23 protein-coding genes and 2 tRNA genes are annotated in these 22,635 nt (G+C 62.1%); 16 read left to right on the top strand and 9 right to left on the bottom strand.

The window, feature by feature from the left end:
* The first annotated feature begins 288 nt into the window (after positions 1–288).
* From CAY82_RS15240 to choV, 3 genes are all read left to right on the top strand, one after another.
* Complete coding sequence (locus CAY82_RS15240; RefSeq protein ID WP_087501956.1) at positions 289–1,236, top strand: choline ABC transporter substrate-binding protein; 948 nt, start codon at positions 289–291, stop codon at positions 1,234–1,236.
* Positions 1,237–1,317: 81 nt separating this feature from the next.
* On the top strand, positions 1,318–2,166 hold the full coding sequence (gene choW, locus CAY82_RS15235; RefSeq protein WP_170931085.1) for a choline ABC transporter permease subunit: 849 nt from the start codon (positions 1,318–1,320) through the stop codon (positions 2,164–2,166).
* Entirely contained in the window at positions 2,163–3,341 is a 1,179-nt protein-coding gene (choV, locus tag CAY82_RS15230) for a choline ABC transporter ATP-binding protein (protein ID WP_087501954.1), read from the top strand. Before choW ends, choV begins: the two co-directional genes overlap by 4 nt.
* Before the next feature lie 119 nt (positions 3,342–3,460).
* Here the strand turns inward: choV and hisF are convergent, their stop codons facing one another.
* The 6 genes from hisF to CAY82_RS15200 all read right to left on the bottom strand — a co-directional run bounded on the left by hisF (position 3,461) and on the right by CAY82_RS15200 (position 8,383).
* On the bottom strand, positions 3,461–4,231 hold the full coding sequence (gene hisF / locus CAY82_RS15225; protein ID WP_003255729.1) for an imidazole glycerol phosphate synthase subunit HisF: 771 nt from the start codon (positions 4,229–4,231) through the stop codon (positions 3,461–3,463).
* 10 nt (positions 4,232–4,241) lie between these two features.
* Positions 4,242–4,979 (bottom strand): 1-(5-phosphoribosyl)-5-[(5-phosphoribosylamino)methylideneamino]imidazole-4-carboxamide isomerase, encoded by a 738-nt coding sequence (hisA, locus tag CAY82_RS15220; protein ID WP_003257484.1) that lies wholly within the window; start codon positions 4,977–4,979, stop codon positions 4,242–4,244.
* A gap of 27 nt (positions 4,980–5,006) precedes the next feature.
* Positions 5,007–5,267, bottom strand: a complete 261-nt coding sequence (locus tag CAY82_RS15215) for a DUF2164 domain-containing protein (RefSeq protein WP_046614499.1) — start codon at positions 5,265–5,267, stop codon at positions 5,007–5,009.
* On the bottom strand, positions 5,268–5,906 hold the full coding sequence (gene hisH, locus CAY82_RS15210) for an imidazole glycerol phosphate synthase subunit HisH (protein WP_087501953.1): 639 nt from the start codon (positions 5,904–5,906) through the stop codon (positions 5,268–5,270).
* Positions 5,907–6,500 (bottom strand): imidazoleglycerol-phosphate dehydratase HisB, encoded by a 594-nt coding sequence (gene hisB, locus CAY82_RS15205; RefSeq protein WP_087501952.1) that lies wholly within the window; start codon positions 6,498–6,500, stop codon positions 5,907–5,909. It abuts the gene before it with no gap.
* 221 nt (positions 6,501–6,721) lie between these two features.
* Positions 6,722–8,383, bottom strand: a complete 1,662-nt coding sequence (locus CAY82_RS15200) for an OFA family MFS transporter (RefSeq protein WP_087501951.1) — start codon at positions 8,381–8,383, stop codon at positions 6,722–6,724.
* A gap of 294 nt (positions 8,384–8,677) precedes the next feature.
* Between CAY82_RS15200 and CAY82_RS15195 the strand changes: the two genes are divergently transcribed.
* The 5 genes from CAY82_RS15195 (at position 8,678) to ppk2 (ending at position 13,588) form a co-directional block, all read left to right on the top strand.
* Positions 8,678–10,924, top strand: a complete 2,247-nt coding sequence (locus tag CAY82_RS15195; RefSeq protein WP_087501950.1) for an AsmA family protein — start codon at positions 8,678–8,680, stop codon at positions 10,922–10,924.
* Positions 10,921–11,988: an A/G-specific adenine glycosylase gene (gene mutY, locus CAY82_RS15190; protein WP_087501949.1), complete on the top strand. Its 1,068-nt coding sequence runs from the start codon at positions 10,921–10,923 to the stop codon at positions 11,986–11,988. The genes CAY82_RS15195 and mutY overlap by 4 nt, the downstream gene beginning before the upstream one ends.
* A complete protein-coding gene (locus CAY82_RS15185; RefSeq protein WP_003257478.1) occupies positions 11,985–12,257 on the top strand; it encodes an oxidative damage protection protein in 273 nt (90 codons plus the stop codon). The genes mutY and CAY82_RS15185 overlap by 4 nt, the downstream gene beginning before the upstream one ends.
* Positions 12,258–12,347: 90 nt before the next feature.
* A tRNA-Phe gene (locus CAY82_RS15180) sits at positions 12,348–12,423 on the top strand.
* A gap of 313 nt (positions 12,424–12,736) precedes the next feature.
* Complete coding sequence (gene ppk2 / locus CAY82_RS15175) at positions 12,737–13,588, top strand: polyphosphate kinase 2 (RefSeq protein WP_170931084.1); 852 nt, start codon at positions 12,737–12,739, stop codon at positions 13,586–13,588.
* A gap of 55 nt (positions 13,589–13,643) precedes the next feature.
* Here ppk2 and CAY82_RS15170 read toward each other — a convergent pair whose 3' ends face one another.
* A complete protein-coding gene (locus CAY82_RS15170) occupies positions 13,644–13,877 on the bottom strand; it encodes a hypothetical protein (protein ID WP_087501947.1) in 234 nt (77 codons plus the stop codon).
* Positions 13,878–14,116: 239 nt separating this feature from the next.
* Between CAY82_RS15170 and CAY82_RS15165 the strand changes: the two genes are divergently transcribed.
* Entirely contained in the window at positions 14,117–14,560 is a 444-nt protein-coding gene (locus CAY82_RS15165; RefSeq protein ID WP_013970488.1) for a hypothetical protein, read from the top strand.
* 181 nt (positions 14,561–14,741) lie between these two features.
* Here the strand turns inward: CAY82_RS15165 and gabP are convergent, their stop codons facing one another.
* Positions 14,742–16,127 (bottom strand): GABA permease, encoded by a 1,386-nt coding sequence (gabP, locus tag CAY82_RS15160; protein ID WP_087501946.1) that lies wholly within the window; start codon positions 16,125–16,127, stop codon positions 14,742–14,744.
* Positions 16,128–16,767: 640 nt separating this feature from the next.
* Here gabP and CAY82_RS15150 point away from each other — a divergent pair.
* The 5 genes from CAY82_RS15150 to CAY82_RS15130 all read left to right on the top strand — a co-directional run bounded on the left by CAY82_RS15150 (position 16,768) and on the right by CAY82_RS15130 (position 21,077).
* Positions 16,768–17,541 (top strand): ABC transporter ATP-binding protein, encoded by a 774-nt coding sequence (locus CAY82_RS15150; RefSeq protein WP_003257472.1) that lies wholly within the window; start codon positions 16,768–16,770, stop codon positions 17,539–17,541.
* Between the two features lie 11 nt (positions 17,542–17,552).
* Positions 17,553–18,308 (top strand): ABC transporter substrate-binding protein, encoded by a 756-nt coding sequence (locus tag CAY82_RS15145; protein WP_087501945.1) that lies wholly within the window; start codon positions 17,553–17,555, stop codon positions 18,306–18,308.
* A gap of 54 nt (positions 18,309–18,362) precedes the next feature.
* The gene (locus CAY82_RS15140) at positions 18,363–19,058 is read left to right on the top strand and encodes an ABC transporter permease (RefSeq protein WP_087501944.1); all 696 of its coding nucleotides are present in this window, start codon (positions 18,363–18,365) and stop codon (positions 19,056–19,058) included.
* Entirely contained in the window at positions 19,055–19,744 is a 690-nt protein-coding gene (locus tag CAY82_RS15135; RefSeq protein ID WP_015268628.1) for an ABC transporter permease, read from the top strand. Before CAY82_RS15140 ends, CAY82_RS15135 begins: the two co-directional genes overlap by 4 nt.
* A gap of 127 nt (positions 19,745–19,871) precedes the next feature.
* The gene (locus tag CAY82_RS15130; protein ID WP_087501943.1) at positions 19,872–21,077 is read left to right on the top strand and encodes a methyltransferase; all 1,206 of its coding nucleotides are present in this window, start codon (positions 19,872–19,874) and stop codon (positions 21,075–21,077) included.
* A gap of 269 nt (positions 21,078–21,346) precedes the next feature.
* Here the strand turns inward: CAY82_RS15130 and CAY82_RS15125 are convergent, their stop codons facing one another.
* Complete coding sequence (locus CAY82_RS15125) at positions 21,347–21,622, bottom strand: DUF3077 domain-containing protein (protein WP_087501942.1); 276 nt, start codon at positions 21,620–21,622, stop codon at positions 21,347–21,349.
* Between the two features lie 572 nt (positions 21,623–22,194).
* Between CAY82_RS15125 and CAY82_RS15120 the strand changes: the two genes are divergently transcribed.
* Together CAY82_RS15120 and CAY82_RS15115 are read left to right on the top strand one after the other, a co-directional pair.
* The gene (locus CAY82_RS15120; RefSeq protein WP_046614507.1) at positions 22,195–22,443 is read left to right on the top strand and encodes a hypothetical protein; all 249 of its coding nucleotides are present in this window, start codon (positions 22,195–22,197) and stop codon (positions 22,441–22,443) included.
* A gap of 98 nt (positions 22,444–22,541) precedes the next feature.
* A tRNA-Thr gene (locus tag CAY82_RS15115) sits at positions 22,542–22,617 on the top strand.
* The last annotated feature ends 18 nt before the right edge of the window (positions 22,618–22,635 follow it).

Raw genomic sequence — 22,635 nt, 5'->3', positions numbered from 1 at the left:
CGCCGCACGAATCCGGCCCTCATCACGCCGTTTTACGGCGGTCTGGTGACGCAAAGATGCGGCCGAGGGGGTGGAAGAATCCATAAGCGACATTGCCCATACTGGATACGACCCGTTCCGTACTGGTTACGACCCCACCAGTAGGCGATTGCCCGGCGCTGGAGGATTATCGAAAGCGACTCGTAAAGCACGGCCACGCATCCTGCCCTCTGCAGGCCTTGTCGACCGGACACCCAGAAAGCCCGGCGACCACGCGAACCCGAAGACAAAATCCACAGGAGTCCATCCATGAAAGGTTCACTCTCGCTGTTGCTGGTTGCGATGCTGACCGCCCCCGTGCTGGCCCAGGCCGCCGAGCCCGAGCAGTGCAAGACGGTCAGGTTCTCGGATGTCGGCTGGACCGACATTACAGTCACCACCGCGACCACCAGCGTTGTGCTCGAAGCACTGGGTTACAAGACCCACACCACCATGATCTCGGTACCGGTAACCTACAAGTCGCTGGCCACCGGCAAGGACCTGGACGTGTTTCTCGGCAACTGGATGCCGACCATGGAGAACGACATCAAGCAGTATCGCGACGCCGGCACCGTAGAAACCGTGCGCGCCAACCTGGAAAACGCCAAGTACACCCTGGCCGTACCCCAGGCACTCTATGACAAGGGCCTGAAGGACTTCAGCGACATTCCCAAGTTCAAGCAGGAACTGGACGGCAAGATCTACGGCATCGAGCCCGGCAATGATGGCAACCGCACCATCCAGAGCATGATCGACAAGAACGCCTTCGGCCTGAAGGACGCCGGTTTCAAGATCGTCCAGTCCAGCGAGGCCGGCATGCTGTCTCAGGTCGACCGCGCGCAGAAACGCGGCGAGGCCATCGTGTTCCTCGGCTGGGAACCGCACCCGATGAACACCCGCTTCAAGATGCAATACCTGACTGGCGGGGACGACTTCTTCGGCCCCGAATTCGGCAAGGCGACCGTATTGACCAACACCCGCAAGGGCTATGCGCAGGAATGCAGCAACGTTGGCCAGCTGTTGAAGAACCTGTCGTTCGAGCTCAAGGATGAAAGCACCATGATGGGCTATGTCCTGGACGACAAGATGAAGCCCGAGGCGGCTGCGAAAAAGTGGCTCAAGGAGAACCCTGGCAAGCTGGATGCCTGGCTGGCCGGCGTTACTACCGTTGATGGCAAACCAGGCCTTGAGGCGGCCAAGGCCAAGCTGACGCAATAACGAAATACGCAATAGCGCTACCTCGGGGCAGGACCGTGTCTGCCCCGGGTTGAGTTCAATCTATGCAGGTGGAAGCTCGCTATCATGCTTATCGATCAGAAAATACCCCTGGGGCAGTACATCGCGTCGTTCGTCGAGTGGCTGACCCAGAACGGCGCGAATTACTTCGATGCCATCGCGCAAGGCCTGGAATTCATGATCCATGGCGTCACCAGTGCCCTGACCTGGTTCAACCCGTTCGTCCTAATCGCCCTGTTCGCCGCCCTGGCGCACCTGATCCAGCGCAAGTGGGCGCTGACCGTATTCGTTGCGCTGTCGTTCCTGCTGATCCTCAACCTGGGTTACTGGCAGGAAACCATGGAAACCCTGGCCCAGGTCACCTTCGCCACCGTGGTATGCGTGGCCATCGGCGTGCCGCTGGGCATCGTCGCCGCGCACAAACCAATGTTCTATACCGCCATGCGCCCGGTACTCGACCTGATGCAGACGGTACCCACCTTCGTCTACCTGATTCCCACCCTGACCCTGTTCGGCCTGGGCGTGGTGCCGGGGCTGATCTCGACGGTGGTGTTCGCCATCGCCGCGCCGATCCGTCTCACCTACCTGGGCATCTGCGACGTCCCGCAGGAGCTGATGGACGCTGGCAAGGCCTTTGGCTGCTCGCGGCGCCAGCTGCTCACCCGTATCGAACTGCCTCACGCGATGCCGAGCATCGCCGCCGGCGTTACCCAGTGCATCATGCTGTCGCTGTCTATGGTGGTGATCGCCGCCTTGGTCGGCGCTGACGGCCTGGGCAAACCTGTGGTCAACGCACTGAACACCGCCGATATTTCCCTGGGCTTCGAAGCGGGCCTGGCGATCGTGCTGCTGGCGATCATGCTCGACCGTATCTGCAAGCAACCGGACCTGCCGGTAAGGGGTGAAGCATGAGCATCATTCGTTTCGAAGACGTCGACGTCATCTTCTCCAACAAGCCACGCGAAGCGCTGGCCCTGCTCGACCAGGGCCAGACCCGCGAGCAGATCCTCAAGCAGACCGGCCTGGTGGTGGGTGTCGAGAAGGCCAACCTGGATATCCAGAAGGGCGAGATCTGTGTGCTGATGGGCCTGTCCGGTTCGGGCAAGTCGAGTTTGCTGCGCTGCATCAACGGCCTCAACACCGTCAGCCGCGGCAAGCTGTTCGTCGAGCATGAAGGCAAGCACATCGACATTGCCCACTGCACCCCGGCCGAGCTGAAGATGATGCGCACCAAGCGCATTGCCATGGTATTCCAGAAGTTCGCCCTTATGCCGTGGTTGACGGTGCGCGAGAACATCAGCTTTGGCCTGGAAATGCAGGGCCGCCCGGAAAAGGAACGCCGCAAGCTGGTCGACGAAAAGCTTGAGCTGGTGGGCCTGACCCAGTGGCGCAACAAGAAGCCGGACGAGCTGTCTGGCGGCATGCAGCAACGCGTGGGCCTGGCCCGGGCACTGGCGATGGATGCCGACATCCTGCTGATGGACGAACCGTTCTCGGCACTTGACCCGCTGATCCGCCAAGGCCTGCAGGACGAGCTGCTTGGCCTGCAGGCCAAGCTGAGCAAGACCATCGTTTTCGTCAGCCACGACCTGGACGAGGCGCTGAAGCTGGGTAGCCGCATCGCGATCATGAAGGACGGGCGGATCATCCAGTACAGCAAGCCGGAAGAGATCGTGCTCAACCCGGCCGACGAGTATGTGCGTACCTTCGTTGCCCATACCAACCCGCTGAACGTGCTGTGCGGACGCAGCCTGATGCGCAGCCTGGACAACTGCAAGCGGGTGAATGGCTCGGTGTGCATCGATCCTGGCATCGACTCGTGGCTGGACCTTGGCGAAGGTGGCTCGATCAAGCGCGCACGCCAAGGGCAGAACGGGCTTGACCTGCAGAACTGGGCACCGGGGCAGGATGTGGAGCTGCTGGGCCGCCGCCCAACGTTGGTGAATGCCGATATCGGAATGCGCGAGGCGCTACAGATTCGTTATCAGACCGGCAACAAGCTGGTGTTGCAGGATAACGACAAGGTGGTGGGCATTCTTGGGGATACCGAGCTTTATCACGCCTTGCTCGGCAAGAACCACGGTTGAGGGAATTGGGCCGCTTTGCGGCCCTTTCGCAGCACAAGGCTGCTCCTACAAAGGACCACGTAACCTTGTAGGAGCAGCCTTGTGCTGCGAATGGAGGGCAAAGCCCTCCCGGCATTCTGTCAGCGAACGACGATCCCGCGCGAAGCCATGTAGGCCTTGGCCTCCGGCACCGTGTACTCGCCAAAGTGGAAGATACTGGCCGCCAGCACTGCACTGGCATGCCCTTCCAGGATGCCGTCAGCCAGGTGCTGCAGGTTACCCACCCCGCCCGAGGCAATCACCGGAATACCCAGCGCATCACTGATCGCACGGGTAACACCCAGGTCGAAACCGTTCTTCATGCCGTCCTGGTCCATGCTGGTCAGCAAGATCTCGCCAGCCCCCAGGCCTTCCATCTTCTTCGCCCATTCAACGGCATCCAGCCCGGTCGGCTTGCGCCCGCCGTGGGTGAAGATTTCCCAGCGTGGCGCTTCGCCCGGCCCGGACACCTTCTTGGCGTCGATGGCAACAACGATGCACTGCGAACCGAAACGGTCCGCTGCCTCGCCGACAAACTCCGGGTTGAACACCGCGGCCGTATTGATCGAGACCTTGTCGGCACCGGCATTGAGCAGGTTGCGGATGTCCTGCACAGTGCGTACGCCACCGCCCACGGTCAGCGGGATGAACACCTGGCTGGCCATGCGCTCGACGGTATGCAGGGTGGTGTCACGGCCATCGACGCTGGCGGTGATGTCGAGGAAGGTGATTTCGTCGGCACCTTGCTCATCGTAGCGACGGGCGATTTCGACCGGGTCGCCGGCATCACGGATATTCTCGAACTTTACGCCCTTGACCACCCGGCCGTTGTCCACGTCCAGGCAAGGGATGATGCGCTTGGCCAGTGCCATGGTTCAGTCCTCAGCCTTGGTAGTTGTCGCAGAAGGCCTGGGCCTCGGCGACATCGAGGGTGCCTTCGTAGATGGCACGGCCAGTGATGGCGCCGATGATGCCCGGCGCCTTGGCGTCCAGCAGGGCCTTGATGTCGCCCAGGTTGTGGATGCCGCCCGAGGCGATCACCGGAATCGAGGTGGCTTCTGCCAGCGCCTTGGTGAACGGCACGTTGCAGCCCTGCATCATGCCGTCCTTGGCGATGTCGGTGTAGACGATCGCCGAGACGCCATCAGCCTCGAAACGCTTGGCCAGGTCGATGACCTGCACCGAGCTCACTTCAGCCCAGCCGTCGGTGGCGACGAAGCCGTCCTTGGCGTCCAGGCCAACGATGACCTTGCCCGGGAAGGCCTTGCAGGCTTCGGCGACGAACTCCGGCTGCTTGACCGCCTTGGTGCCAATGATCACGTAGCTGACGCCAGCCTTGACGTAGTGCTCGATGGTTTCCAGCGAGCGGATGCCACCGCCGATCTGGATCGGCAGGGTCGGGTAGCGCTTGGCGATGGCAGTGACCACTTCACCGTTGACCGGCTGGCCTTCGAAGGCGCCGTTGAGGTCGACCAGGTGCAGGCGGCGGCAGCCACCCTCGACCCACTTGGCGGCCATACTCACCGGGTCGTCGGAAAATACCGTGGAGTCTTCCATGCGGCCCTGGCGCAGGCGCACGCAGGCACCGTCCTTCAGATCGATAGCGGGGATAATCAGCATCTTGGGAACCTGTCTGTTCTTGGGGTTTCAGGGCTTCTCGAGCGCCCACAGATCGCTTTCGATGCTCTCGAACCGCTCCTTGAGGTGCAGCTGAACATCGGCAATCGCCCTGTTGTAGTAATGGGGTGCAATTTCTTTGCTGAACAGCTCGAGGACCTCGGCCACTTCGAACGACCCCAGCTCCAGCTCGAAACGGTCTTCGAGGAAGCGCTTGAGCGTGTGCAGTGCTTCACGCTCTTGCTCGGGGGCCAGGGTGATGACCGGGGCCTTGGTCTTCGACCTGCTCATTTACCAGCGCCCGTCCCAGGCGACGAAGTTCTGCAGCAGCTGCAGGCCATGGGTATGGCTCTTCTCCGGGTGGAACTGCACGGCAAAGCGCGAGCCATCGGCCAGCGCAGCGGCGAAATCGACACCGTAATGCCCGCGGCCGACCACCTGGGCCGGCTTGCCGGCATCGATGTAGTAGCTGTGCACGAAGTAGAACCGCGCACGGTCGGGGATGTCGTGCCACAGCGGGTGGTCGTTGGTCTGGCCGACTTCGTTCCAGCCCATGTGTGGCACCTTCAGGTGCTCGCCGTCTTCCTGCAGGTCCTTGCCGAAGAAACGCACCTGGCCGGGGAACAGGCCGATGCAGTCGACACCGTCGTTTTCTTCACTGTGGTCGAGCAGTGCCTGCATACCTACGCAGATGCCGAGGAACGGGCGGTCCTGGCTGACTTCGCGCACCAGGCTGTCGAAGCCCAGGCGGCGGATTTCGGCCATGCAGTCGCGAATCGCGCCCACCCCCGGAAACACCACACGATCGGCTTCGCGGATCACCGAGGCATCGCTGGTGACCAGCACTTTACCGGCACCTACGTGCTCGAGCGCCTTGGCTACCGAGTGCAAGTTGCCCATGCCATAGTCGATTACGGCTACCGTCTGCATTTACAGGCACCCTTTGGTGGAAGGCATCTGCCCGGCCATGCGCTCGTCGAGGGTGATGGCCATGCGCAGGGCGCGGCCGAAAGCCTTGAACACGGTCTCGATCTGGTGGTGGGTGTTGTGGCCACGCAGGTTGTCGATGTGCAGGGTCACCAGGGCGTGGTTGACGAAGCCCTGGAAGAACTCCTGGAACAGGTCGACATCGAAGCCACCGACCGTGGCGCGGGTGTACGGCACGTGCATCTGCAGGCCCGGGCGACCGGAGAAGTCGATGACCACGCGCGACAGGGCTTCATCCAGCGGCACGTAGGCGTGGCCGTAGCGGAAGATGCCCTTCTTGTCACCGATGGCCTGGGCGAATGCCATGCCCAGGGTGATGCCGACGTCTTCGACGGTATGGTGATCGTCGATATGCAGGTCACCCTTGCACTCGATATCCAGATCGATCAGCCCATGGCGGGCAATCTGGTCCAGCATGTGTTCAAGGAAAGGCACACCGATATCGAATCGGGCCTTGCCACTGCCATCGAGGTTGATCGAGCACTTGACCTGGGTTTCCAGGGTGTTGCGCTCGACGGAAGCCTTACGTTCGACCATCACCAGCTCCGCAAAATCATTAGGCGAAAAGGGCTTCATTATAGGCCTAGAACGCGCCGGCTTGAAACGCGGATGACATATGGCAAAGCAAGCAATTACGGGGGCCGAATGCCGCTACAGGTCTATACAACCGGGTAATTGTGGCATGCGCCCACCTGTGGGAGCGGCCTTGCGCCGCGAGAGGGGCGCAACGCGCCCCCATTGGCCATTCCAGGATTACATCAATGGAACAGCACAGCCGTCTTCTGCAGGGTAATCCACACCCCCCAGGCCAACGGCACGACCACCACCGCCCAGGCCAGCAGCACCAGCGGCAGGCTACCCGGCGCCGCCTTCCACTCCAGCGAGCGCGCCCCGTCGGCACCTTTGTCATGGCTCAACGCCCGCTCGGCAGCCAGTTCGGCATCGCTCATGAAATGCTTGTCGGCCACCGGTCGCACCAGCATGTTGCAGACAAAGCCCAGCACCAGCAGGCCGGCGAGGATGTACAGGGTCATGTCATAAGCAGCTGCACGCTCCACCCCCGCCGCCAACTGGTACTCGCGCAGGTAAGTGATCAGCACCGGCCCCAGCACCCCCGCCGCCGCCCAGGCGGTCAGCAGGCGGCCATGAATGGCGCCGACCATCTGCGTGCCAAACAGGTCGGCCAGGTAGGCCGGTACCGTGGCAAAACCACCACCGTACATCGACAGGATGATACAGAACGCCGCCACGAACAGCGCCACGTTGCCCAGGTGCCCCATGTTCGGCACCAGGCTGTACAAACCCACGCCCAGGGCGAAGAAGGCGAAATAGGTGTTCTTGCGGCCAATGTAGTCCGAGAATGACGCCCAGAAGAATCGCCCGCCGATGTTGAACAGGCTCAGCAAGCCGGTGAAACCGGCGGCGATCGCGGCAATCTGCGCCAACTGGGCACTGTTCAGCTCGCTGAAGCTCAACTCGTTACCCAGCAACTTGCCGGCGAACACTTCCTGCAACAACGGCGAAGCCATGCCGAGGATGCCGATACCCGCCGACACGTTCAGGCACAGGACCAGCCAGATCAGGGCGAACTGCGGAGTCTTCCAGGCCACGCTGACATGCACGTGGCGGTCGGTGACCATGGTGTTACCAGCTTTTTTCGCCGGGGCGCTCCAGCCTTCAGGCTTCCAGCCAGTCGGCGGCACGCGATACGCCAAGGCGCCTGCGGTCATGAACACGAAGTAGATCGCCGCCATGGCGACGAAGCTCTGCCACACGCCGACTTCCTGCGCGTTGCCGAAGTGCCCCATCAGTGCGGTGGCCAGCGGAGCACCGACCATGGCCCCGCCACCGAAGCCCATGATCGCCATGCCGGTGGCCATGCCGCGCTTGTCCGGGAACCACTTGATCAGGGTCGACACCGGCGAGATGTAGCCCAGGCCCAGGCCGATACCGCCGATTACGCCGGAGCCCAGCCACATCAGCCACAGCTGGTGGGTTTTCACGCCAATGGCCGAGATCAACATGCCGCCGCACCAGCACAGCGCCGACACCAGGCCGGCCTTGCGCGGGCCGGCGTGCTCCAGCCAACCACCCAGCACGGCCGCCGAGCAACCAAGGAAGACGAAGAACAGGGTATAGATCCAGCTCAGCATGGAAATCGGCCAATCGCATTCGGCGCTGAACATACGGGCCATGAAGCCCATATCCGCCGCGCAGGCGACCGGGGCGGTGATGCCGAGGGCTTGCGACAGTGGTAGCCAGAACACCGAGAAGCCATAGGCCATGCCGATGCACAGGTGAATGGCCAGGGCGGCGGGCGGGACCAGCCAGCGGTTGAAGCCCGGGCGGGCGATGATGCGCTCCTTCGACAGGAAGCCTGGCGCACTGGCCAGGGTCCCCGCCGCGACGGTACTGCTCATAGGATTAGGTCCTTCTTATTAGGGAGGGTGCAGGCAAAGCGGCGCAAGGGTAGCAGCACCAAGTAGCATGAAAGCAATCTGATATCGTTAATTTTTGCTCGGCTGAAACGGTCCTCTTTCTGAAGTCCTGCGCTCCCACAGCTGATCGCGTACAGCAAAAATACTGTCGAAAGCCGTACCATCTGCTGTATGCGTAGGAAATACCCTGTATCTCTAGTCGAATACGCAGGGGCAACTGCTGCGGCGCTATACTCTGGCGCTTGAATTTCAATAACGGACTACAAGGACTCGCCCATGAAAGCGTTCGGCAAAATCCTGGGACTTGGGCTTCTCGGGTTGCTGCTGATCATCGTGGCGCTGGGCTTCGCCCTGACCCACCTCTTCGATCCCAACGACTACAAAGACGAGATTCGCCAGCTGGCACGTGACAAGGCTCACGTCGAACTGACCCTCAACGGTGACATTGGCTGGAGCCTGTTCCCGTGGCTGGGCCTGGAGCTGCACGAAGCGAGCATCGCAACCTTGAACAAACCCAAGGAGCCATTCGCCGACCTGCAGATGCTCGGCCTGTCGGTACGGGTACTGCCACTGTTGCGCCGCGAAGTGCAGATGAGCGACGTGCGCGTCGAGGGCCTGAACCTGACCCTGGTCCGTGATGAACACGGCCATGGCAACTGGGAAGACATCGGCAAGCCGCTGCCCGCGCAGAACGGTGCCAGCGCCGATGCGCAGGCCAGTGCTCCGGCCCAGGCACCGACCGAACAGGCGTCAGCACCGGTCGCCAGCAACGAACGCGCCGTCAAGCTGGACATCGACAGCCTGACCGTGAATAACGCCCGCGTGCAGTACACCGATGCCAAGACCGGCCAGAGCTACAGCGCCGAAAGCATCCAGCTGAGCACCGGCCCGGTCCATGAAGGGGCGAACATTCCGCTCAAGGCCAGCGCCTTCCTCAGTGCCAGCCAGCCGAACATCAAAGCCCGCACCGAACTGGCCGGCGAGCTGCGCTTCGACCGCAAGCTCAGGCGCTACAACTTCGAAGACATGCGCCTGTCGGGCGAAACCTCGGGCGAGCCCACCGGCGGCAAGACCGTGACCTTCGCCGCCCAAGGCCAGTTGCTGCTCGACCTGGCCGCCAATGTAGCCTCGTGGAACGGCCTGAAAGTCTCGGCCAACCAGCTGCGCGCCCTGGGCGAGCTGAACCTGCGTGACCTGGACAAGGCGCCACAGCTGAGCGGCGGCCTGTCCATCGCCCAGTTCGACCTGCGCACCTTCCTCGACAGCATCGGCCGCCCGCTGCCAGCCACCAACGACCCGGCGGCCTTCGCCAAGCTGGAGCTGGTCACCCGCCTGCAGGGCACGCCGAACAGCCTGGCCCTGAACGACCTGGCGGTGAAGCTGGACGACAGCACCTTCAGTGGCCGCGTGGCCGTCGAAGATTTCGCCAAACAGGCCCTGCGCCTGCAGCTCAAAGGCGACACCTTTGACGCCGACCGCTACCTGCCGGCCAAGAGCGAACAAGCCAAGGGCGCTACCGCCGCACGCCAGGCCGAAGTCAAGCAACAAGAGGCCAGCGCGGTCGCCGGTGCCGGCACCACACCGCTGCCCAACGCCCCGACCCAGGTGGCCTGGAGCGACGACAAGCTGCTGCCGGTCGACCGCCTGCGCGCCCTCGACCTGCAGGCCGACCTGGCCTTCGGCTCGCTGACCCTGGACAAACTGCCGATCGAAGACGCCCAGCTCAAGGCCATCGGCCAGGGTGGCCTGCTGACCCTGCAAACCCTGCGCGGTGAGCTGTACAACGGCACCTTCGAGGCCAAGGGCACTGTCGATGTGCGCCCTGCCGTGCCGCAACTGGGCGTCAACACCAGCATCCAGCGGGTGCCGGTGGAACACTTCATCAAGACCGAGGGCAAGGAACAGGCGCCGCCAGTCAAAGGCCTGCTGACCCTGACCAGCGACCTGACCGCGACCGGCAACAGCCAGAAGGCGCTGGTCGATACCCTCAACGGCAACGCCAACTTCATCATCAACGACGGCGTGCTGGTCAATGCCAACCTGGAGCAGCAGCTGTGCCAGGCCATCGCCACGCTGAACCGAAAATCGCTCAGCGGCGAACCACGTGGCAAGGACACCCCGTTCCAGGAACTGCGTGGCAGCCTGGTGGTGCGCAATGGCGTCGCCAACAACCCGGACCTCAAGGCGCGCATTCCGGGCCTGACCGTCAACAGCCATGGTGACCTCGATTTGCGCGTGCTGGGCATGGACTACAACGTTGGCGTGGTCGTCGAAGGCGACCAGCGCGCCATGCCGGACCCGGCCTGCCAGGTGAACGAACGCTATGTCGGGGTCGAAATACCGCTGCGCTGCCGCGGCCCGCTGGAGCTGGGCGCCAAAGCCTGCCGCCTGGACCAGAACGGCCTGGGCAAGGTTGCTGCCAAGCTGGCCGGCAACCGCCTGCAAGACAAGATCGATGAAAAACTCGGAGACAAAGTGAGCCCGGAAGTGAAAGACGCGCTCAAGGGGCTGTTCAAGCGATGAGCCCCGAGCAGTTCTCCAGCGCTGTGCTGGATTGGTATGACGAACACGGCCGTCACGACCTGCCCTGGCAACAGGGCATTACCCCGTACCGGGTGTGGGTGTCGGAAATCATGTTGCAGCAGACCCAGGTCAGCACCGTGCTCAACTACTTCGATCGCTTCATGCAGGCTCTGCCGACCGTGCAGGCCCTGGCCGAGGCGCCGGAGGACGAAGTGCTGCACCTGTGGACGGGCCTGGGCTACTACACCCGGGCGCGCAACCTGCAAAAGGCCGCGAAGATCGTGGTCGAACAGCATGGCGGCGAATTCCCGCGCAGTGTCGAGCAGCTCACCGAGCTGCCCGGCATCGGCCGCTCCACCGCCGGTGCCATCGCCAGCATCAGCATGGGCATCCGCGCACCGATCCTCGACGGCAACGTCAAGCGCGTGCTGGCCCGCTACACCGCCCAGACCGGCTACCCCGGCGAGCCCAAGGTAGCCAACCAGCTGTGGGCCACGGCGGAACGCTTTACTCCACAGCAGCGCGCCAACCACTACACCCAGGCGATGATGGACATGGGCGCTACGCTGTGCACCCGCAGCAAGCCCAGTTGCCTGATCTGCCCGCTGCAGCACGGCTGCGAAGCGCACCTGCACGGTGAAGAAACCCGCTACCCCGAGCCCAAACCGCGCAAGGCCCTGCCGCAACGGCGCACACTGATGCCGCTGCTGGCCAACCACGAAGGTGCCATCCTGCTTTACCGCCGCCCGTCCAGCGGCCTGTGGGGTGGTTTGTGGAGCCTTCCGGAGCTGGACGACATCGCCCAGCTCGAAGACCTGGCCTACCAGCACGGCCTGCGCCTGGCTGACAGCCGCGCCATGGACGGCCTGACCCATACCTTCAGCCACTTCCAGCTGGCGATCGAGCCCTGGCTGGTGCGCGTCGACCCGGTCGGCCAGCACGTGGCCGAGGCCGACTGGCTCTGGTATAACCTCGCCACCCCGCCGCGCCTGGGCCTCGCCGCCCCGGTGAAAAAGCTGCTCAAACGCGCGGCCGACGAACTGATTGCAGGAGACGCCCGATGACCCGCACCGTGATGTGCCGCAAGTACAAAGAAGAACTGCCAGGCCTGGAACGCCCGCCCTACCCCGGCGCCAAGGGCCAGGACATCTTCGAACACATCTCGCAGAAAGCCTGGGCCGACTGGCAGAAGCACCAGACCATGCTGATCAACGAAAAGCGCCTGAACATGATGAACGCCGAGGACCGCAAATTCCTCCAGGGCGAGATGGACAAGTTTTTCGCCGGCGAAGAGTACGCCCAGGCGGAAGGCTACGTTCCACCCTCGGAATGACCCCACGGAACGTAAGCGACGGAATTAATTTAAAATTTTTTCAAAAAGTCGTTGACGAGCGGTCTGAAAGTCTATTTAATTCACCTCGTCGCCCAGATAGCTCAGTCGGTAGAGCAGAGGATTGAAAATCCTCGTGTCGGCGGTTCGACTCCGTCTCTGGGCACCACCTTCAAGCTTCTGGTGGTTGCAAAGTTACCCGAAGCGACAACAAGAAACCCGCCTAGTGCGGGTTTTTTGTTGTCTGTTATTTTTTAATAACCCGCCTGCCTCATTGACCAGTATCAAATAGCCATCACTCGCTCACCTTCACAATCGACGACGGAAATCCGACTCGACCCGCAAGGACCTCCATGAGCGAAGAATCCCCCCTCCTGCTCCCCGCCCCCAGCGAGCCCGCCATCATCACAGCCCGCACGCGCCGCCCACGCCAGCGCAAGCCGGAGCCGACGATCACCAGCATCAGCCAGCAACCTGCTGCCATGGAAGTCGCCACGGCCCCCAAGGGCAGCAACGAAGACAGCACTTCGGCCCAGCTGCCGGCCAGCTACCCCTACCGCACCCGCATGCGTCGCCAGGACTACGAAAAGGCCAAGCACGCGCTGCAGATCGAGTTGCTGAAAGTACAGAGCTGGGTGAAGGAGACCGGCCAGCGCGTGGTGATCCTGTTCGAAGGACGCGACGCCGCAGGCAAGGGCGGCACCATCAAGCGGTTCATGGAGCACCTCAACCCGCGTGGTGCGCGCATCGTTGCCCTGGAAAAGCCTTCCGAGCAGGAAAAAGGCCAGTGGTACTTCCAGCGCTACATCCAGCACCTGCCCACGGCAGGTGAAATGGTGTTCTTCGACCGCTCCTGGTACAACCGCGCCGGGGTCGAGAAGGTGATGGACTTCTGCACGCCGCTGCAGTACCTGGAATTCATGCGCCAGGCCCCGGACCTGGAGCGGATGCTGTGCAACAGCGGCATCCTGCTGTTCAAGTACTGGTTCTCGGTGAACCGGGAAGAGCAACTGCGCCGCTTCATATCGCGCCGGGACGACCCGCTCAAGCACTGGAAGCTGTCGCCCATCGACATCAAGTCGCTGGACAAGTGGGACGACTACACCGCTGCCAAGGAGGCGATGTTCTTCCATACCGACACGGCCGATGCGCCATGGACAGTGATCAAGTCCGATGACAAGAAGCGGGCGCGGATCAATTGCATCCGGCATTTCCTGCACGCGCTGGACTATCCGGGCAAGGACCCTCAGGTGGCACATGCACCCGACCCTCTGCTAGTAGGCCGGGCTTCACGCGGGTTCGAGGAAGACGAGGCACCCCAGCCAGCAGCCTGAAAACTCGACCTGCCTCGACAGACACCGCAGCCCGAAGACGGGCTGCGGGCGAATCTTATTCGTCCTGCATGGAACGAAGATGCTCGAAGGCATCCTCGGTCATTTCGCCCAGATAGGAAACTCCGTGCAGTTGGAGTTCGAACTCACTGTCCTCTTTGCCTTTTTGAACAATCGCCTCAAGGTCAGCCTTGGTGATTGACTGCCGGATGCATTTTGCGAACCCCGTCGAATAGAAAAGGTCACCCTCCTCGTCATAGCCGTACAGGGTCACAAGGTAGTAGTGCTTCATCGCTCTCTCCTTCAGCGCAGCTGTGCGCATTTGAAAACGCCGATTTGGCGCAATGTCGAGCTGTCACCCGAACATGAGTTACAGCGGGAGAGACGTTACGCAGGCCGGATGGCAGGCATAATCAGGAGGCATGTCCATGGCAGAAGGCCCCAGCCTACGTGACCTGGGCACACGGCTTGGGTTTCTCGGGCAATTGCGCTTCAATACGCGCACTTTCAGACACACCCAAGGATTGCCCCATGGCCACCCCTACCAAGCAACAGAAACGCGCCAAGCGCGCCGCCAGCAAGGCCAAGCAGAACCGCATGGTACGCAGCGGCCAGGCAGTCAAGGCCAGCGCCGGCGACAGCGCCAGCATCGAGCAGGTGTATAACAAGGCCATGGAATCGGGCAGCTACGACCCACTGTTCAAGAAAATGAAGGAAGCCCAGGAAGGCGGCCTGGTGCCGATGATTTCGGTGTTCCTGGTAGACCCGCTGCTGGCCCTGGTGCTCAAGGGGCACAAGGAAGAACACGCCACCGACTACATCGTGCTGGTGTTCAATGCCTACCGCAAATGGCTGGACGGGGCCGATGAAGAGGCCACCATGGCCTGGCTGGAGAGCGATGAGTTCCAGGCAGCTTATGTGGCGGCTTCTGAGCTGGTTGCCAAGCAGCAACAGCAGCAGAAGCAGTTTGGTTGACAGTGCCATGTGACCTGCCCCGGCCCATTCGCGGGTAAACCCGCTCCCACAGGGATATCACAGAAATTGAGATATGTGGTGTACCTGTGGGAGCGGGTTTACACGCGAAGAGGCCGGTACAGGCAACAAAAAAGGCCGCGCCCTACACAGGGCGCGGCCTTTTCATTGCAGCCAGCGCGGATCAGTTATCCAGCGCCACCCGCCCGGCAGCTTCACGCTTGCGGTGCACCAGCAAGCCAGCCGCCACCACACCAATGCTCAGCAGTGCGGTCGCGATGATTTCGGCGCGGTGGTCCTCACGCAGCGCCATTACCACCAGAATGGCAATGATGAAGGCAATGGTCGCCCAGGTCAGGCCCGGGAACAGCCACATCTTGAAGGTGATCTTCTCGCCACGGGCCTCACGCTGGGCGCGCATGCGCAGCTGCGATATGGCAATAACCAGGTACACCAGCAGCGCAATGGCACCAGAGCTGGCCAGCAGGAACTCGAATACCTGGGCTGGGGCCACGAAGTTGGCGAACACGCAGAGGAACGCCGCTGCGGTGGACAGCAGAACCGCCACGTGCGGGGTAGCCGACTTGGTGGTGCGCTGGGCAATGGCCGGGGCGTCACCACGCTTGCTCAGCGAGAACAGCATGCGCGACGAGGTGTACAGCGCCGAGTTCAGGCAGCTGGTCACGGCGATCAGCACGACGATGTCGACGATCAGTTTGGCATTCGGAACGCCGATGCGGCTCAGTACGGTCTGGTAGGAACCGGTCTCGGCCAGGGCCGGGTCGTTCCACGGTACCAGGGCCACCACCAGGAAGATCGATACCAGATAGAACAGGCAGATACGCCAGATGACCGAGTTGGTGGCACGGCTGATCTGCTTGCCCGGGTCCTTCGACTCGGCAGCGGCGATGGTAACGATTTCGGTACCCATGAACGAGAACATGGTGGTCAGCATGGCTGCCAGTACCGCGCCCAGGCCGTTGGGCATGAAGCCCTGGGTGTCGAACAGGTGGCTGGCACCGCTCACCTGGCTGCTCGGCACAAAGCCGAACAAGGCAGCACAACCCACAGCGATGAAGCCGATGATTGCCAGCACCTTGAGCAGGGCGAACCAGAACTCGAATTCACCGTAGTTCTTCACGCTGCACAGGTTGGTCAGGGTCAGCACCAGGGTGATGACCAGGGAGAACGCCCACAGGTCGACCGCAGGGAACCAGGCATGCAGGATGGCCGCGGCGGCGTTGGCCTCCAGCGGAATTACCAGCACCCAGAACCACCAGTACAACCAGCCAATGGTGAAACCGGCCCAGCGCCCGATGGCGCGGTCGGCATATGTAGAGAACGAACCGGTGTCAGGCGAGGCGACTGCCATTTCACCCAACATGCGCATGACCAGCACAACCAGCGTACCGGCGGCAGCGTAAGCCAGCAGCACGGCAGGGCCGGCAGCAGCGATGGCGTGGCCGGAGCCAACGAACAGGCCGGCACCGATGACGCCAGCGATGGACAGCATGGTTACATGCCGTTGTTTGAGCCCCTGAGCGAGGTCATTGGAATTGTTACCGCTCATTAAAACTACCTTTGTAAGGAGTGGACCACTCCGACTGCGGGTACAGAGCGCGCCCGGGTTGACCTAGGCGTCGCTGCAATCGGCGGTTTCCTGCTGGCAATAAGCGCGCCATGTGCTGAATACATTCGTCAGAAAAGTCGGCGAGCCTTTTATAACGCGGTTTGGAGGGCTTTCGGCCAGCGGCTGACCGAAAGGCCGCCAAATCATCGGATTACTGAAATACCCACTTACAAACGCACCAAAGGTGCTCCCCGGTAACACCCGTGCACCGCTGCAATGCAAAAAAGTGCAACCCGCAGGTACAACCTAAAACCTCCTTGAGGCCTTCAGGGGTTAACCCGCTCTTACGGAGATCGTCTAGTCTGTAGGAACAGGTTTACCCGCGAATGGGTCAAAACCGCTTCCATGAGCGGGCCAAAGCTGGCACCATCGCGCCTTTTTTCATCAAGGCTCTGGTGCTGGGCGACGCTTTCGCGGACATCCGCGCGACGTTGCACTGCAACGATGCGACAAACTGCCCCACCAGCGCCCCGAGTCCCCAGCGACCCTGTTGGCCGTGATAATGCCGCTATGCTAGCGTGGCGCACGCCAGGAAGGCCGCCAACAGCTGGGAACGCACCCGTACACATGAGGACCGCACATGGCTCAGGCCACGCCCGCGCTGGAAATCCGCAATCTGCACAAACGCTACGGCGAGCAGGAAATTCTCAAGGGCATTTCGCTGACCGCACGCGACGGTGACGTGATCTCCATCCTGGGGTCGTCCGGCTCCGGCAAGTCCACCCTGCTGCGCTGCATCAACCTGCTCGAGAACCCACACCAGGGCGAAATCCTGGTCGCCGGTGAAGCCCTCAAGCTCAAGGCCGCCAAGAACGGCGACCTGGTCGCCGCCGACAACCGCCAGATCAACCGCCTGCGCAGCGAGATCGGCTTCGTCTTCCAGAACTTCAACCTGTGGCCGCACATGTCGATCCTCGACAACATCATCGAGGCGCCACGCCGCGTGCTCGGCCAGAGCAAGGCCGAGGCTATCGAGGCCGCCGAAGCGCTGCTGAACAAGGTCGGCATCTACGACAAGCGCCACAGCTACCCCGCCCAGCTTTCCGGTGGCCAGCAACAGCGCGCCGCCATTGCCCGTACCCTGGCCATGAAGCCCAAGGTCATCCTGTTCGACGAGCCAACTTCGGCGCTCGACCCGGAAATGGTCCAGGAAGTGCTAAACGTTATCCGCGCATTGGCCGAAGAAGGCCGTACCATGCTGCTGGTGACGCACGAGATGAGCTTTGCCCGCCATGTGTCCAGTGAAGTCGTCTTCCTGCACCAGGGCCTGGTCGAAGAGCAGGGATCGCCGCAGCAGGTCTTCGAAAACCCGACCTCGGCGCGTTGCAAGCAATTCATGTCCAGCCACCGCTAACGGAGCAATACATGCACACTTACAAGAAGTTCCTCCTGGCAGCTGCTGCCACGCTGGTAATGTCGGCCAACGCCCTGGCCGCAGAAAAACTGCGCATGGGTATCGAAGCCGCCTACCCACCGTTCAACAACAAGGATGCCAGCGGTAACGTGGTCGGCTTCGACAAAGACATCGGCGACGCCCTGTGCGCCAAGATGAAAGTCGAGTGCTCGGTCGTCACCTCCGACTGGGACGGTATCATCCCGGCCCTGAACGCCAAGAAGTTCGACTTCCTGGTGTCGTCGCTGTCGATCACCGACGAGCGCAAGCAGGCGGTGGACTTCACCGAGCCGTACTACTCCAACAAGCTGCAGTTCATCGCGCCGAAAAACGCCGACTTCAAGACCGACAAGGCCTCGCTCAAGGGCAAGGTGATCGGCACCCAGCGCGCCACCCTGGCTGGCACCTGGCTGGAAGACAACTACGGTGACGACGTAGAGATCAAGCTGTACGACACCCAGGAAAACGCCTACCTCGACCTGGTTTCCGGCCGTATCGACGGCATCCTGGCCGACAAGTACGTGCAGTACGAGTGGCTGAAGAGCAAAGACGGCTCGAACTTCGAGTTCAAGGGCGAGCCGGTGATGGACAGCGACAAGATCGGCATTGCCGTGCGCAAGGGTGACACCAAGCTGCGCGACGACCTGAACAAGGCCCTGGCAGAAATCAAGGCCGACGGCACGTACAAGAAGATCAACGACAAGTACTTCCCGTTCAGCATCGAATGATCCGCCCCGACCGGCGCGCCCTTGCGGCGCGCCAGTCCCTAGAATGACCTGCCCATGAATATCGACCTGCACGGATTCGGTCCGGCCATGATGGCCGGCACCCTGATGACCGTAAAACTGGCGCTTTGCGCCTTGTTGCTGGGCCTGGTGCTGGGCCTGCTCGGCGCCCTGGCCAAGACTTCCTCGATCAAGCCGCTGCAATGGCTTGGCGGCTTCTACTCGACCCTGGTTCGCGGCGTGCCCGAACTGCTCTGGGTACTGCTTATCTATTTCGGCACCGTCGGGTTGATGAATACCCTCGGTGAAGCCCTGAACCTGCCGGGCCTGGAGCTCAGCGCCTTCGCTGCGGGCGTGATAGCCCTGGGCCTGTGCTTCGGCGCCTATGCCACCGAAGTGTTCCGTGGCGCCATCCTGGCGATCCCCAAGGGCCACCGTGAGGCCGGCCTGGCGCTGGGCCTGTCCAAGGGCCGCATCCTGTCGCGGATCATCCTGCCGCAGATGTGGCGCATTGCCCTGCCCGGCCTTGGCAACCTGTTCATGATCCTGATGAAAGACACCGCCCTGGTGTCGGTGATCGGCCTGGAAGAAATCATGCGCCATGCACAAATCGGCGTGACGGTGACCAAAGAGCCGTTCACCTTCTACATGGTCGCGGCCTGCATCTACCTGAGCCTGACCATCATTGCCATGATCGGCATGCACTTCATGGAAAAACGCGCCGCTCGCGGCTTTGCGAGGGCCGAACAATGAATTGGGAAGTCATCATCAAATGGCTGCCACGCCTGGCCCAGGGCGCGACCCTGACCCTGGAGCTGGTGGCCATCGCGGTAGTTGCCGGGTTGATCCTGGCCATCCCGCTGGGCATCGCCCGCTCCTCGCGCCACTGGTACGTGCGCGCGGTACCGTTCAGCTACATCTTCTTCTTCCGTGGCACGCCGCTGCTGGTGCAGCTGTTCCTGGTCTACTACGGCCTGGCGCAGTTCGACGCGGTACGTTCGAGTTCGCTGTGGCCGTACCTGCGCGACCCGTTCTGGTGCACCGTGCTGACCATGACCCTGCACACTGCTGCCTACATCGCCGAGATCCTGCGCGGCGCGCTGCAGTCGATCCCCAAGGGCGAGATCGAGGCGGCGCGGGCGCTGGGCATGTCGCGGGGCAAGACACTGTTCTACATCATGCTGCCACGCGCCGCGCGCATCGGCCTGCCGGCGTACAGCAACGAAGTGATCCTGATGCTCAAGGCCAGTGCCCTGGCCAGTACCGTGACCCTGCTGGAACTGACCGGCATGGCCCGTACCATCATCGCCCGCACTTACCTGCCGGTAGAGATCTTCTTTGCCGCCGGGGTGTTCTACCTGGTGATCTCGTTCGTACTGGTGCAAGGCTTCAAGCTGCTGGAGCGCTGGTTGCGCGTGGATGCGTGCCAAGGCCGCTAGACCACCTAGCCTTCTTCGCGGGTAAACCCGCTCCCACAGAGACCCCACGGCCTTCAAGCTGTGCACTATACCTGTGGGAGCGGGTTCACCCGCGAAGAGGCCCTAAAACCCAACACACTTCCTCCCCATGCCCAACCACCTCCACAGCCCCCACCTGAGCACCCGCTTCCAGGCCCTCGACCAGTTCCTGATCGAGCACCAGCAGCTGTGGAAACCCCGCCCCTTCACCACCCTGCACCTGGCCTGGGAAACCGCCCACCCCGAGCTTGCCGCCCACCTGCGCCAATGCTCCCTGGCAGACGCCGAAACCGACACCACCGCGGCCACGTTGCCCGCCCCGTTCCCGCAACTGGCCCAGCAAGCCCGACAGCTTTCGGCCCTCGGTAACCTCCCGAAAACCGATCTGCCTACCGCCGCGCACCGCCTCGACGTCGCCGTCCCCGGCCGCAAATGGCAGCAGATCGAAGCCTTCGCCAGCCACCTGGCCTTCCGTGAACAGCCCCGCCACTGGCTGGACTGGTGCTCCGGCAAAGGCCACCTGGGCCGCCGCCTGCTGCAACCCGGCCAGCAGCTGACCTGCCTGGAGTACGACACCGAGCTGGTCGCCGCCGGCCAGGCCCTGAGCGCGCACCACCATTTGCCGGCGCAGCATGTGCACCAGGATGTGATGGCCGACGACAGCGCCCGCCACCTGGCTGGCGACAAAAGCGTGGTCGCCCTGCATGCCTGTGGCGACCTGCATGTACGCCTGATGCAACTGGCCAGCCAGCAAGGTTGCCGGCAACTGGCCGTGGCGCCCTGCTGCTACAACCGCATAGCGGCGCAGCAATACCAGGCGTTATCCACAGCCGCCCAAGCCTCCAGCCTGCGGCTGTCACTGGACGACCTGGGCCTACCCTTGAGCGAAACCGTTACCGCCGGCGCCCGCGTGCGTCGCCAGCGCGACACCTCGATGGCCCGGCGCCTGGGCTTCGACCTGCTGCAACGCCAGCAGCGCCAGACTGACGAGTACCTGCCGACACCTTCACTACCTGTGGCCTGGCTGGAGAAGCCTTTCGAGCAATACTGCCGCGACCTGGCCGAACTCAAGCAATTGCAGCTGACTGGCAACCCGGACTGGGCAGCCCTGGAAGCCGCCGGCTGGCAGCGCCTGGCCGAGGTCCGCAACCTGGAGCGTGTGCGCAACCTGTTCCGCCGGCCGCTGGAGCTGTGGTTGGTACTCGATCGCGCCCTGTTCCTCGAAGAACAAGGCTACAACGTGCGCCTTGGCCTGTTCTGCGACTACCCACTCACCCCGCGCAACCTGCTTATCCTCGCCGAACGCGACCGTTAGCCGCAGCACAACCTGTGGATAACTCTGTGAACAAGCTTGTGATTACCTGTTGGATCCAAGCGCTATTTCAAGCGTTTGGCTTATTCCGGCTTGCCCGTCAAGGCCAGTAAAAACAGGCGTTTGCGCAAAGACAGGCGGTGTAGCGCTCCGGCATGCCTTTCGCGCAAGTCGCCGATGCCACTTGTGCATAAACATTTCTTGTGGTTGGCGACTGCGTCTAAAGCCTTACTCAGAATGGCCTGATTTGCGCGGTGCCTTGTGGGAGCCTTTCAATGCGCCTTGTTCTTGGCAATCTCGATATCGTTCATCAGCGCCTTGGCCATGTCGCACAGATAATCGGCGGCACCCAGGAATTTATGGTCATCCTCCATATCCCCCTCGCGCACCAGGTGCTTGATGTAGCCCATCAGGATCGAGACATGTTCGTAGGCAGCATCGACTGGGACACCGGGCTCGACGCGTAGCAGATTGAGGGATGGGTTGCCGGCTGCGAGGAAGGTTTCCACGCCTGCGGTGGTGATGGGTTTGATGATGGTTTTCTTCATGGCATAAATCCTTACTCGGGGAGGGGACTGCCAGAAATCTTTCTCACGGATTTGGGTGGCAGCCGTACGCGGGGTGAGAAACCGGTCGAATAAGGAAGCCCGGCCAGACCGAAGTCTGCCCGCGTACGGCCACCATAAATGGGTAACGCTTATTCGATCAGGGTTCTCACACCCGGTCGCCAGAGCGACCCGAAAACGGTATCCGTGAGCCATTTCCCCGACAACAGCGATACTTCGGCGGCGCGCGTAGGATAGTTCCGAAGCATCCAAACCCTGAAGGCATTAGCCCCCTAGTTCAGAATTTTCGTACAGCTGATGGCCCTTTCGCGGGTAAACCCGCTCCCACTGGGAATCACACAAGGCTTGAGAACAGTGATATCCCTGTGGGAGCGGGTTCACCCGCGAAGAGGCCAGTACAGGCAACAAAAAGCTAAAGCCCCACCGCTGATCCCGCCCAACGGTGTATCATCCGCCCCCCAAATCATTAAAAAGTGACGTCGCGCGCTGCCCGCCAGCCCCGCGACCTTCTGGCGTTGCGCCAGAACCGACATGGACTAACGGACCCGACCATCGTGACCCAGACCAAGCCCCTCGCCCTGCTGACCCTCACCCTGGCCCTGACCGGCTGCGCCAGCGGCACCGCTCCCCACCCCACCAGCAGCCTGGGCTGGAACCACCCTGGCATGCAGCTGGGCGGCGACAACGGCCTGCCCCTGCGCACCGAAAGCCCCTGCCGCAAGCGCGGCTGCGACAACGACAAGCTGTTCTTCAACCCGGGCAAAACCGAGCCAAGCGTCACCACCATCCATCGCGGCTGGTAGGAAAATTCTTCTTTCAGGTCGGTGACTTAGGTCATTTGCGAACATTCGCAACGAAGTGGTTTACAGGCGCCAACCGATCGTTATAATGACGCCCCATTGCCGGTATAGCTCAGATGGTAGAGCAACTGACTTGTAATCAGTAGGTCCCGGGTTCGATTCCTGGTGCCGGCACCATACGAAGTATCAAAAAAG

This window comes from Pseudomonas sp. SID14000 (genome assembly GCF_002165135.1).
Lineage (GTDB): Bacteria > Pseudomonadota > Gammaproteobacteria > Pseudomonadales > Pseudomonadaceae > Aquipseudomonas.
The sequence above is the reverse complement of the archived record's forward strand: the minus strand, read 5'-3'. Positions and strand labels throughout refer to the sequence as shown.